Source organism: Erythrobacter sp. 'gip.4 top 5' (genome assembly GCF_056495765.1).
Map to the genome: position 1 here is coordinate 1,412,063 of NZ_CP200270.1, position 12,298 is coordinate 1,424,360.

General features: G+C 63.5%; 12 protein-coding genes, 1 tRNA gene and 1 riboswitch. Of the genes, 8 read left to right on the forward strand and 5 right to left on the reverse strand.

Annotated elements, in window-relative coordinates:
• Window positions 1–124: 124 nt before the first annotated feature.
• The 8 genes from ACRANW_RS06645 to ACRANW_RS06680 all read left to right on the forward strand — a co-directional run bounded on the left by ACRANW_RS06645 (window position 125) and on the right by ACRANW_RS06680 (window position 8,231).
• Complete coding sequence (locus tag ACRANW_RS06645) at window positions 125–1,048, forward strand: hypothetical protein (RefSeq protein ID WP_479433742.1); 924 nt, start codon at window positions 125–127, stop codon at window positions 1,046–1,048.
• A 112-nt stretch (window positions 1,049–1,160) separates the two neighbouring features.
• A tRNA-Ala gene (locus ACRANW_RS06650) sits at window positions 1,161–1,236 on the forward strand.
• A 126-nt stretch (window positions 1,237–1,362) separates the two neighbouring features.
• Window positions 1,363–1,554, forward strand: a riboswitch (cobalamin riboswitch).
• A 113-nt stretch (window positions 1,555–1,667) separates the two neighbouring features.
• Window positions 1,668–3,578: a TonB-dependent receptor plug domain-containing protein gene (locus tag ACRANW_RS06655; protein WP_479433743.1), complete on the forward strand. Its 1,911-nt coding sequence runs from the start codon at window positions 1,668–1,670 to the stop codon at window positions 3,576–3,578.
• A gap of 9 nt (window positions 3,579–3,587) precedes the next feature.
• A complete protein-coding gene (locus ACRANW_RS06660; RefSeq protein ID WP_479433744.1) occupies window positions 3,588–4,106 on the forward strand; it encodes a hypothetical protein in 519 nt (172 codons plus the stop codon).
• Window positions 4,103–5,017: an ABC transporter substrate-binding protein gene (locus ACRANW_RS06665; RefSeq protein WP_479433745.1), complete on the forward strand. Its 915-nt coding sequence runs from the start codon at window positions 4,103–4,105 to the stop codon at window positions 5,015–5,017. The genes ACRANW_RS06660 and ACRANW_RS06665 overlap by 4 nt, the downstream gene beginning before the upstream one ends.
• 48 nt (window positions 5,018–5,065) lie before the next feature.
• Window positions 5,066–6,130, forward strand: a complete 1,065-nt coding sequence (obgE, locus tag ACRANW_RS06670) for a GTPase ObgE (RefSeq protein WP_479433746.1) — start codon at window positions 5,066–5,068, stop codon at window positions 6,128–6,130.
• Window positions 6,131–6,171: 41 nt separating this feature from the next.
• A complete protein-coding gene (gene proB / locus ACRANW_RS06675; protein ID WP_479433747.1) occupies window positions 6,172–7,305 on the forward strand; it encodes a glutamate 5-kinase in 1,134 nt (377 codons plus the stop codon).
• Window positions 7,302–8,231 carry an NAD-dependent epimerase/dehydratase family protein gene (locus ACRANW_RS06680; RefSeq protein ID WP_479433748.1) on the forward strand — a complete coding sequence of 310 codons (930 nt, stop codon included), beginning with the start codon at window positions 7,302–7,304 and terminating at the stop codon, window positions 8,229–8,231. The genes proB and ACRANW_RS06680 overlap by 4 nt, the downstream gene beginning before the upstream one ends.
• A 4-nt stretch (window positions 8,232–8,235) precedes the next feature.
• Here the strand turns inward: ACRANW_RS06680 and ACRANW_RS06685 are convergent, their stop codons facing one another.
• From ACRANW_RS06685 to cobA, 5 genes are all read right to left on the reverse strand, one after another.
• A complete protein-coding gene (locus ACRANW_RS06685; RefSeq protein ID WP_479433749.1) occupies window positions 8,236–9,012 on the reverse strand; it encodes a phosphoadenylyl-sulfate reductase in 777 nt (258 codons plus the stop codon).
• On the reverse strand, window positions 9,002–9,457 hold the full coding sequence (locus ACRANW_RS06690; RefSeq protein ID WP_479433750.1) for a DUF934 domain-containing protein: 456 nt from the start codon (window positions 9,455–9,457) through the stop codon (window positions 9,002–9,004). Before ACRANW_RS06690 ends, ACRANW_RS06685 begins: the two co-directional genes overlap by 11 nt.
• 89 nt (window positions 9,458–9,546) lie before the next feature.
• Window positions 9,547–11,187 (reverse strand): nitrite/sulfite reductase, encoded by a 1,641-nt coding sequence (locus ACRANW_RS06695; protein WP_479433751.1) that lies wholly within the window; start codon window positions 11,185–11,187, stop codon window positions 9,547–9,549.
• Window position 11,188: 1 nt separating this feature from the next.
• Window positions 11,189–11,488 (reverse strand): DUF2849 domain-containing protein, encoded by a 300-nt coding sequence (locus ACRANW_RS06700; RefSeq protein ID WP_479433752.1) that lies wholly within the window; start codon window positions 11,486–11,488, stop codon window positions 11,189–11,191.
• Entirely contained in the window at window positions 11,485–12,243 is a 759-nt protein-coding gene (gene cobA / locus ACRANW_RS06705) for a uroporphyrinogen-III C-methyltransferase (protein WP_479433753.1), read from the reverse strand. Before cobA ends, ACRANW_RS06700 begins: the two co-directional genes overlap by 4 nt.
• Window positions 12,244–12,298: the final 55 nt, after the last annotated feature.

The window sequence follows — 12,298 nt, forward strand, 5'->3', positions numbered from 1 at the left end:
GCCTCGGGCATTTGCTTTGTTATCCGGTGCGGCTATCGGGGATGCTTCAGGCTGCAGTAAGCCGGCGTCGGACACATTCGTCTTGCCAACGGCAGCACAGCCCGCACTAGGAGAGGTTACCTTAATGAACGCGGCCCCTAACACGCCTTCATCCCCACAATCGACGCAACATCGCATCACCATGCGCAAGCCATCTGGCTTGTCGATTACCACGCTGACGATCAGTGGCGCGCTGCTTGCAGCCTGCGCCACACCCGCGCCGCCGCCGCCTCCGCCCCCTCCGCCACCGCCGCCCGCCGTGGTCGAAGCCGTGCCCTATCGTCCGCTTCCGCCGGGCGGCGCACATTATGTCATGGACATTCCTTCGCGCGGGCCGGACGGTCTGCATGTGACCGTGAACAGCGACCTGTCTGACGACCAGTTGATCTGGAATCTGCGTTCGGCCTGGAATGTCGCTGCACTCAATTGCCTGACGCCGGAATATGAGCCGATCTTGGCAGGTTACAAAGCCCTACTGACGAAGAATACGCGATCGCTCAAGGCGGTGAATGACCGACTTGAAAAGAGCTATACAAGCCGCTTCCGGGTCCGGCGCGATGCCATCGTTGAGCGCGATGGGTACACCACGCGGGTCTACAACTTCTTCGCCGAGCCGGCCGCCCGCGCCGGGTTCTGCCGCGCTGCGCTTGATCTTTCGAACCGAGCGCTGGTCGCTCCGCCGACCGATTTGCTCGCCTTCGCGCGTGCCAATTTCGACGGGCTGATGGCCCCGTTTGAATCGTTCTTTAATGAATACGAGGCCTATCAGCAGGTTTCTGCGGCGTGGGATGACAAGTGGGGCGCGATGTATGGCGCCTCGCAGCCGGGCTGGGTCGCTGTGCAGCAGGCTCGCGCCAGCGGCGTTACTGTGCCGACGGTCGCGACGCAGACTGTGATTGATCCCGTTACAGGATTGCCGGTGCCGATCATTCCAGTGAATGAAGGCGTTGTTTCACAACCAATTGTTGAGCCGATGGCCGGGCAATCTGAGCCCAAAGCGGGGCAATGACCACGAAAGGCGCGGCTCGCGCGCGGCGATCCGCCGTTGCAAAGGGCCGCGCTTTTCGCTAAATCGCGCGGCGAACGATCTCTTGCGAGCGTCCGCTGTCAAGTCCTGGAACGGGGCCGTAGCTCAGATGGGAGAGCGCGTCGTTCGCAATGACGAGGTCAGGGGTTCGATCCCCCTCGGCTCCACCAGGAATATTTGATATCGTCCGCGAAGACCGGGCGTTGCCATCCCACTTCCCTAATTGCGCTGTAACGGCACGAGGCGCCGCAACCGCGACCGCGTGCTGCGCCTTGCGCTGGAGCAGGCGAGCGCCTAAAGCAAAAACGCGCCAAGGTAACGGGAATGCGGTTTGATGCCGCAGCTGTCCCTGCAACTGTAAGCGGTGAGTATCAGGTAGCGCGCCTCTGTTTGCAGAGGCAGCCACTGGAGCGGGAACGCTCTGGGAAGGTGAGCGCCGGATGCGTTGATCCGCGAGCCAGGAGACCGACCGGGGCGTGTCGCTCTTAGCCCGGCTCAGGGATTGGCCAGGCGCGGAACCACTTTCGTTGTGAGCGACATCGTTGGGCCGGGGGAGGGGAACTTCTCGCGGTCATCATGTTGCTAACGACGGGAGGAATCCGTGATAAATCTGAAATTGTTGGGCAGCGTCGCTGGAGCGGCGCTGGCGTGTGCTGTGCCGGTAACGGCGCAAGGGGTAGACGCGGGCGCTGAAGACGCGCTCATCCTGGTTTCTGCCAGTCGAGACGGTTCATTAGAGCAGGGCAGCTTCACCGGATCGGCGCTGGTCATTACCGCCGAACAGCTCGAACAGCGCCAGACCCGCGAGATTGCCGACATCTTGCGCGATGTGCCCGGTGTCGCGGTCGCAGGGGTGGCGGGGCAGACGCAGATCCGGTTGCGCGGCGCCGAGGCCAATCACGTGCTGGTGCTGGTTGACGGGATCGAAGTGTCCGATCCGTTCTCGGGCGAGTTCGATATTGGCACATTGCAGGCCGACATCGGTGCACGGATCGAAGTATTGCGGGGCGCGCAATCTGCGCTCTATGGCCCCGATGCGATCGGCGGTGTGGTCGCCTATCAAAGCGCGAGTGGGCGCGATGTCCCCGGCATCTCCGCGCGGCTTGAAGGCGGCACCCAAGGCACCATCAATGGCGCGCTACGTTATGGCGCGGCAGGTGATGCGTGGGACGCTGCACTTTCCGCTGTGGTCGTCAGCACCGATGGCCAGCCCAATGCCCGGAGCGGTTCGCGAGATATTGGACGCGATAGCTACACCCTTTCGGGCAAGGGCAGCGTTGATCTGACCGACGCCGTGCAACTGCGTGCTGCCGCCCGCTTCATCCGCACAGAAGGTCAGTCCAACGACAGCGATTTCGACACCACCAGCCCCACCTTCGGCTTCATCATCGACAGCCCCGGCACCGGGTTCACCAACGAGGCCAGCTACGCCCTTATCGGCGCACGGGCCGAGACGCTGGAAGGGCGCTGGACGCACGATCTCTCGGCCCAAGTCGCCGATGTCACCCGCGAAACCTTTGGCCCCTTCGGCATCTCCAGCGGGAGCGAGGGCGATCGGATCAAGGCGTCTTATGTCTCAGCCTTCCGCCTAGCCGATGCGCACAATCTGACTTTCGCCGCTGATTACGAGGTCGAAGGCTTCCGCAACACCACGCCGGGCGGTTTCGCCTTCAACGGGCGGCGCGAAATCGAGCAGGTCGGGCTGGTCGGCGAATATCGGTATGCCGGCGCAGCTTTCGATTTTTCGGCGGCGCTGCGTCATGACATCAATGATCTGTTTGCCGATGCCACCACTTTCCGCGTCGGTGCCGGCTATCGTGTCACTGACACGACGCGGGTGCGGGCAGCAGCAGGATCGGGCGTCAAGAACCCTGGCTTCTTCGAGCTTTACGGCTTTGTTGATGGGCGTTTTATCGGCAACCCCGATCTTGCACCGGAAAAATCCACGGGTTGGGAAGTGGGTCTGGATCAGGACATCAGCGATGCGGCCCGGATCGCGTTGACCTATTTCGACAGTGAACTGGAAGGCGAAATCTTCACCACCTTCCCCCCGCCGACCTTCATCGCAACTCCCGGTAACCGCACCACGACGAGCCAGCAGCGCGGGATCGAGGCTTCGCTGACAGCCCGCATCGGTCCGCAATGGAGCCTTGATGCAGCCTACACCTATCTCGATGCCGAAGAAAACGGCGTCGAGGAAGTGCGCCGCCCCAACCATATCGCCAGCGCAGGCCTCACCTGGACCGCGCCGGGTGATGCCGCGTCCGCCACATTGGTCGTCCGCCACAATGGTGCAGCGCTGGATGATGCCTTCATCGACCCCAGCTTTGTCCCGGTGCGGGTACGGCTGGACGAATACACCCTCGTCAATCTCAACGTACGAGCGCGACTGGCCGATGGCATCAGCGGCTTTGCCCGCGTCGAGAATCTGCTGGGCGAGGAATACGAGCAAGTGTTCAGCTTTGTTTCCCCCGGCCGCTCGGCGGTCGTGGGTGTCGAAGCCCGGTTTTGAGGAGGTTGGATGATGACCGATATGACCAAATTACTCCCCGCTATCGCACTGCCTGCAGTGCTGGCGGCGACCACGTTGTCGGGCACAGTAATGCTCGCGTGCATGATGCCCTTCGCTGCAATTGCCGCCATCGCCGCACTGGCGATGCCGCTGCGGCGCGGGTTGGCGGCGGTGGCGCTGTGCTGGGTCGGTAATCAGGTGCTCGGCTTTGGCCTGATGGGGTTTCCATGGGACGGGCCGACATTTGCCGCCGGGCTGTCCTTGCTGGCAGCCAGCCTCATCGCTTTTGGCGCCGTGCGGGGATTGGCCCATCGGGGCGGGCCACTGCTGGCGTTCCTCGCCGCTTTTGCCGCATTTGAAGTGAGCCTGCTCGCCTATGCCCTGGCCTTCGGTGATCTAGCGATGTTCACGCCGCAGATTATCGCACAGATCGCCTTTAATGATGCGGTGTGGTTCGCTGGATTGTGGCTCGGCTGGCAGGTGCTGGCCCGTATCCCGGCATTGGCCAACGGGCAGCGCGCACAATGACCGCGCCGTTGCGCATCGTTTCGCTGCTTCCCAGCGCCACCGAAATCGCGGTGGCGCTGGGACTGGAGGCGAACCTCGTTGGCCGTTCGCACGAATGCGATTTCCCGCCTGCGGTGAAGGCGCTTCCCGTATGCACCTCCACCAAGCTGGAAAAGGGCCTGACCTCGCAAGCGATTGAAGACCGGGTGAAGGCAATCGTTGAAAAAGGCCTGTCGGTCTATGATGTCGATGCCGCCTTGCTGCGATGGTTGAAGCCCGATGTGATACTGACGCAGGCCCAATGTGCGGTTTGCGCGGTGACACCGGCTGATCTGGAGGATGCGCTGGCGGCGTGGGTGGGTACGCCGCCTGTGCTGATCTCGCTTGCGCCTGATGATCTGTCGGACGTGTTCGGCGATCTTGCCCGTGTGGCCGAGGCTTGCGGCGTAGCCGAACGCGCGCCTGCGGCGGTGGCCCGGATGATGACTGGACTGGATGCGCTGCCCGAGGCACCGGCGTCACGCCCCGCCATGCTGGCCATCGAATGGATCCAGCCCTTGATGGTCGCGGGCAACTGGGTGCCTGAACTGGTGCGCGCCGCGGGGGCCGATCCCGTGCTGGCCGATCCCGGCACCCATTCGCACTGGATCACCTTCGAGGCCATTGCCGCCGCCGATCCCGACATTATTGCGCTGATGCCCTGCGGCTACCAGCTCGCGCAAACCCTGCCTGAAGCGCGCGCGCTGCTGGCCGAGCCGCGCTGGCAAGGCCTCAAAGCGGTGCGGAGCGGCCGGGTGTTTGCGGTTGACGGGCACCACCTGTTCAATCGCCCCGGCCCGCGTCTGGTGGAAAGCGCCGAGGTGCTCGCCTGCCTGGTCCACACGCCTGACACAGTGCCCGAACACCTGACAGATTTCATAACGCGGCTGTAAAATGCCATTCCCCTCGCAATTGCAGCAAAAATTGCCTATGCGCCGCCCATGCATTTTCTTGATCAAGCCAAAATCTATGTAAAGTCTGGCGGCGGCGGCCCCGGTGCCGTCTCGTTCCGGCGCGAGATGTATGTCGAATATGGCGGCCCCGACGGCGGCAATGGCGGCAGCGGCGGCGATATCGTGTTCGAAGCGGTCGCGGGCCTCAACACGCTGATAGATTTTCGCTACGCGCAGCACTTCAAGGCGCCGCGCGGAGGGCACGGCATGGGCAAGGACCGCACCGGCGCTTCGGCCAAGCCGCTGGTCATCAAGGTGCCGGTCGGCACGCAGATTCTGTCCGAGGACAAGGAAGACGTGCTGGCCGACTTCACGCAGGTCGGCCAGCGCATCACCTTCCTCGAAGGGGGCATGGGCGGGCGTGGGAACGCGAGTTACAAGACCTCGACCAACCGCGCACCGCGCCAGCATCAGGACGGGATTCCTGGGACCGAAGCCTGGCTGTGGCTGCGGCTGAAGTTGCTGGCCGACGTAGGCCTCGTTGGCCTGCCCAATGCGGGCAAATCGACGTTCATCAACGCGGTCAGCAATGCGCAGGCCAAGGTGGGTGATTATGCTTTCACCACGCTGGTGCCCAAGCTGGGTGTGGTGCGCCACAAGGGCCGCGAATTCGTGCTGGCTGACATCCCCGGCCTGATCGAAGGCGCAGCGGAAGGCGTCGGCATCGGCGACCGGTTCCTTGGCCATATCGAACGCTGCCGTGTGCTGATCCACCTGATCGACATCACCGGCACCGAAGACGCTGATCCCGCCGAGGCCATGCGCGTCGTTGAGGACGAACTGGCGGCATATGGCGCAGGGCTGGAAGACAAGGCGCGGCTGGTTGTGCTGAACAAGCTCGATCTGGCCGATGCCGAATTGGTCGAAAACTTCCGCGAGGAATTGCTGGCCGCTGGCGCTGACAAGGTGTTTGCGGTGTCCGGCGCGACCGGCGCCGGTATTCCCGAATTGCTCGATGCCGTGCTGGGCTACCTGCCGGATCGCACGTCGACCGAAACCAAGACGGTTGAAGTCGAAAACGAGGACGAGGCTGCCGCATGGTCGCCGCTCTGATCGCAGAGCCATTCACACAGATCTGAAGAAAGGGGGAATCCATGAAAATCGAGTCCCTGCTCGACTTCCGCGACATTGAGAAATGTCCACGCCTCGTCATCAAGCTGGGATCGGCACTGCTGGTCCACCCCGATGGCGAATTGCGCTATGAATGGTTGCGCACGGTGGCCGCCGAAGTGGCTGGCGCGCGCGAGCGCGGCCAGGAAATCATCGTTGTGTGTTCTGGCGCCGTGGCGGTCGGGGCGGCCAAGCTCGGCCTGCCGGGCGGTGGACGCGAAACCCTCGCCCACGCGCAAGCGGCGGCAGCGACCGGGCAGGTTGTCCTGATTGCCACCTGGGCGCAATTGCTCGCAGAATATGGGCTGGTCGCGGGGCAGATGCTGCTGACGCTTGATGATCTGGAAGGGCGGCGGCGCTATCTCAATGCATCGGAAACGCTGCGCGAATTGCTTGAGCGCGGGGCAGTGCCGATCATCAACGAGAATGATTCGATCGCCACCTCCGAAATCCGGTTCGGTGACAACGACCGGCTGGCCGCGCGCGTGGCGCAGGCGGCTTCAGCCGATGGCGTGCTGTTACTGACCGATGTCGATGGCCTTTATGATCGCGATCCTGCCCATCCCGACGCGGAAATCCTGCCCCAGGTGCACGGCGTCACCGATGAAATCCATCAGATGGCCACTGGCAAATCATCATCGGGCAAGGGTTCGGGCGGGATGACATCAAAGCTGCTCGCCGCCGAGATTGCCGAACGCGCGGGCATCGCGCTGGCGATCATCAAGGGGCTCGACGATCTGCCTATTGCCTGTGCAATGGCGACCGGCCTTGGGACCGTGTTTCTACCGACGCGCGATGACAATGCCTGGAAAAGCTGGATCGGCGGGAGGCTGCGGTTTCGCGGCGGCATCAAGGTTGACAAGGGCTGCGTTGCGGCACTCCGGCGCGGCAAGAGCATCCTCGCTGCGGGGATCACCGGCGTTTACGGCAATTTCGAACGCGGCGATGTGATCAAGGTGGAAGGGCCGAACGGGCGGGTCATTGCCAAGGGCCTGGTCGAATATGACTGGGACGAATGTGACGCGATCAAGGGCTTGCGCAGCGAGGATCTGGCCGAACGTCTGGGCCACCTGCCGCGGTCCTGCGTGATCCACCGCGATCACATGGTGATGGTGTGACTCGTCTCGCCATCACCGGCGCGACTGGCTTTGTCGGCAGCGCGGTGCTGGCAGAGGCACTGGCCCAGGGGCATCAGGTCAAGGCGCTCACGCGCCGCGATCAGCCTGTGCGTGCGCAGGTGGACTGGGTGCGCGGCGATCTGGGCGATGCAGCGGCACTGGAAGCGCTGGTCATGGGAGCCGACACCGTGCTCCATGTCGCCGGCCTCACCAACACGCCGGACCCGGCGCAGTTCGACACCGCCAATGTTGTGGGCACAGCCAATGTCATTGCTGCCATGCAGCAGGCGGGCGCGGCGCGGTTGGTGTTTGTCTCCTCACTTGCGGCGCGGATGCCAGGACTGTCGGCCTATGGCGAGTCCAAGGCGCGGGCCGAGGCGCTGGTAGAGGCTGCCGGAAGTTTTGGCGGGCTGGACTGGACCACCGTGCGCCCGCCTGCCGTCTATGGCCCGCGCGACATCGACATGCTTGATTTGTTCCGGGCCGCCAAATGGGGCGTGGTGCCGCTGCCGCCAGGGGGTGCGACCTCGATCATTCATGCCGATGATCTGGCAGCATTGCTGGTTGCGCTTGCGACAGGCAACGCTGCGCCGACGAAGAACAAAGTTTACGAGCCTGACGACGGGCGCGAAGGTGGTTGGAGCCACAAGGAACTGGCCCAAGCGATCGGGCATGCGGTCGGTAAGCGCAGCGTGTTTGCCCCCCACCTGCCCCGCGCCGTGCTTGACGCTGCCGCCACCGCCGACCGGATGCTGCGCGGTGACAAGGCCAAGCTGACCGCTGACCGGGTGGGCTATATGGCGCACCCCAACTGGGTGTCACGGTCGGACCGCAAGGTGCCGCCCGGCATTTGGCAACCCCGCATCGAAGGCGACGAAGGGCTGAAGGCGACAGCACAATGGTATCGCCGCGAGGGGCGGCTCTGACGGACTAGAGGAACGGTTCCTCGCCCGGCTTGTGGATGCCGCATTCGGTCTTGTCCCAGCCTTTCCACCGCCCTGAACGCGGGTCTTCGCCCGGCTTCACTGTGTGGGTGCAGGGTGAGCAGCCGATCGAGGGATAGCCTTGCGCGATCAGCGGGTGGCGCGGCAGGCCGTGTTCGATGAAATAGCCTTCTATCTGGCTCGCATCCCAATCGATCAGCGGGTTGATCTTGAGCCGTCCCTGCGCATCCGAAGTATCCACCTCGAACCGCGGCAAATTGGCGCGGGTCGCAGACTGGAAGGACTTGCGCCCGGTGAAGGTCGCATCGAAGCCCGCCAGCGCCTTTTCCAGCGGACGGACCTTGCGGATTTCGCAGCAGCCATCGGGGTCGTAGGACCAGCGCAGGCCCGTCTCGTCCCGCTTTGCGAGTTCTTCCGCATCCGGCGTCAGCACCACGAGATTGAGACCGAGGCGCTCCACCAGCAGGTCACGATAGGCCAGCGTTTCGGCAAAGTGCTTGCCCGTGTCGAGGAACAGAACCGGCACCGATGCGTCAACGCTCGCCACCAGATGCAACAGCGCCGCGCTTTCCGCGCCGAAACTGGAAACCACGGCCAGATCGCCTGCCAATCCGTCACGGATCACGGCTTCGAGCATATCCTGCGTCGAGGCGCCCCGGAAAAGGCGATTGAGCCGCACGGCATCATGCTCGGTAAAGCGCGGGGCCAGATCGAGCGCATCGCGGGTGCGCGGCTCGCTGGTGGTTGTCATTTCAGGCTTCATGGCGCTTATCCGCGATCGTTCGGCGCGCATCGGCTGCGTGCTGATACACATTGTCCCACGTCGCAAAGGCGCGAGCCGCATCGTCTTCATCGAGGCGCTTGTCCGGGGCAAAGCTATCAAACCCGCAGCGGCGCATGTGCGAAAGCTGGTCGATCAGCACATCGCCCACGGCTCGCAATTCGCCCGAATAGCCCGCTTCGCGCAGGATGCGGGCTGCCGAATAGCCGCGCCCATCGCCAAAGCTGGGGAAGTTGACCTCCACCAGCGCGAGGCGATCCAGAAACGGCAGCAGCAGCCGCGCATCGTCCCCCGGCTCGATTCGAACAGCATTGGCGTTGGTCTGTTCCAGTGCGGAATCGACTGTCACCGTGCCATGATCGACCGGCTCATCATCGCGGAAGCGGAACTGCACCTCGTCAGGCGAGGTGCCGAGGTTATCGGTCATCCCGGCCTCCGTTCAGGGCGTTGCTGCCCGCGATCACGTTGTTGAAATGAACTGCCGCCGCTGAACACGCGGCGGTCCTGAGGCCGTTTTCAACCATACAGGGCCTCCTTGAACGGCTCCATGCCGATGCGGCGGTAGGTATCGAGGAAGCGTTCCCCATCGGTGCGGGTGGCGAGGTACACGTCGGTGACCGTTTCGACCGCAGCGACCACGCCGTCTTCGTCAAAGCCGGGGCCGGTGATCTTGGCGAGGCTGACGTCTTCGGCTTCCGACCCGCCAAGCGAGAGCTGGAAGTTCTCGGTGCCCTTCTTGTCGACGCCCAGGATGCCGATGTGGCCGGCATGGTGGTGCCCGCAAGCGTTGATGCAGCCCGAGATCTTCAGCTTCAATTCGCCCAATTCTGCGGTGCGGCCCGACGCGGCAAAGCGTTCGGAAATGCGCTGGGCCAGCGGGATCGAACGCGCGTTGGCAAGGCTGCAATAATCAAGGCCGGGGCAGGCGATGATGTCTTCGATCGTGTCCATGTTCGGACTGCCGAGACCAGCAGCATCGAGCGCGCTCCACACCGCGTGCAGATCGGCGATGCGCACGTGGGGCAGCAGCACATTCTGCGTGTGCATCACGCGCAATTCGTCAAAACTATACTGCTTGGCCAATTGCGCCATTAGCCGCATCTGATCGGCGGTCGCATCGCCGGGGATTCCGCCTGCGGGCTTCAGGCTGATGACGGCCGAGACATAGGCGTCATGCTTGTGGCGATGGGTGTTGCGATCCACCCACAGCGCGAAATCGGGGTCCGAACGGTCGAGCGTCTTGGGCCCATCAACAAATGCCGGATCGGCAAAAAACGTCGCAATCCGCGCCAGTTCCTCGCGCGGAGACTCGACACCCACGGTCAGCATGTGGGCGAATTCTTCCTCGACCTGCCGCGTGTACTCCGCCGCGCCAAGTTCATGGACAAGGATCTTGATCCGCGCCTTGTACTTGTTGTCGCGCCGGCCATAGCGGTTGTAGACCCGCAGGCAGGCCTCGGCATAGGTGATAAGCTGATCGAGTGGCACGAAGTCGCGGATCAGCGGGGCGATCATCGGGGTGCGGCCCATGCCGCCACCGGCATAGAATTGCGCGCCCACTTCGCTCCCAGTATCATTGGCACGCTCCACAATGCGGATACCGATATCGTGGAGGCGCATCGCGGCGCGGTCCGTCTCGGAGCCGATCACTGCGATCTTGAACTTGCGCGGCAGGTAGGTGAACTCCGGGTGGAAGCTCGACCACTGGCGCATCAGCTCGGCATAGGGGCGCGGATCGATAACCTCGTCCGCTGCCGCGCCTGCGAAGTGATCGGCGCTGATATTGCGGATGCAGTTTCCGCTGGTCTGGATCGCGTGCATTTCGACCTTCGCAAGGTCGGCCAGAATATCGGCGGCGTCTTCCAGCTTAATCCAGTTGTACTGAATGTTCTGGCGCGTGGTGAAGTGTCCATAGCCGCGGTCATATTTCTCCGCGATTGTCGCCAGCGCCTCCATTTGGCCCGCGTTCAACGTGCCATAGGGGATCGCGACGCGCAGCATGTAGGCGTGCAGTTGCAGATACAGCCCGTTCATCAGCCGCAAGGGCTTGAACTGGTCTTCGGTCAGCTTGCCATCGAGGCGGCGACGGGCTTGGTCGCGGAACTCTTCCACGCGGGCGTCCACCATCGCCTGATCATATTGGTCATATCGATACATATCAGATCACCCAGTCCCAGCCGGTTTTGTCGGCGGTCGGCACGGCGAGATCGCGCCGCACGGTCGGGCCGAGTGCGCGCACCCGGTCCTTGATGTGTGCAGGGCGGACATGGCCGCCCGCGTCGATGGAGGCTTCGATGGCATAGGGTACATTGACCCGGCGCGTGGCGACTTCGCGGGCGAGGATCTCCTCGGCGTCGTCGCCGACATCAATAGCGTCATCGACGAACAGCGACCAGCCGGTGCCGCTCCACCATGTTACCGCGCCTGTGCGCAGATCGTTGCCAGTGAGGATTTTCATTCTGCGACTTCCTTGGCAAGCGCGGCGAGGGTGATGGTGTCGCGGGCCGTCACATCGCCGATGATGATGAGCGCGGGGCTTTGCACCGCTTCGGCTTCCACCAGATCAGGCAGGGCCGCGAGCAATCCGCGCAGCACCCGCATTTCCGGGCGGGCGGCGTTCTCGATCACGGCGATGGGCATGTCCGGCGCGAGACCATCGGCCATCAGCTTTTCCGCGATCTGCTGCGCAGTGGATAAGCCCATGTAGATCACCAGCGTGCGGCCATTGCCTGCGAGGCCCGACCAGTTCTGCTCGGCCAGGCCTTTGCACTGGCCGGCGACGAAGCTGACGATGCTGGACGCATCGCGATGGGTCAGCGCAATGCCGCTGGCGGCGGCGGCGCCATTGGCTGCGGAAATGCCGGGGACAACTTCCACCCGGACGCCCGCTGCGCGCGCGGTTTCCGCCTCTTCGCCGCCGCGCCCGAAAATGAACGGATCGCCGCCTTTGAGACGCACGACATCATGCCCTGCCAGGGCCTCCCGCACGAGCAGGTCGTTGATCTCATCTTGCGGCAAAGTGTGGCGGGCGCGCTGTTTGGCGACGCTGATGAGCCGGGCGTCAGAGCGGGCCAGGCTCAGAATGTCGGGGCCGATCAAGCCATCATGCACGATCACGCGCGCTGTTTCGATCAGGCGGGCGGCGCGCAGGGTCAGCAGGTCCACCGGACCCGGCCCTGCGCCGACAAGATAGATAGTGCCAGTTTGCTTCATACCAGCACAGATGGGGCAGCGCGCCGATCCGTTCCAGCGAGAATGGTTTGACCGC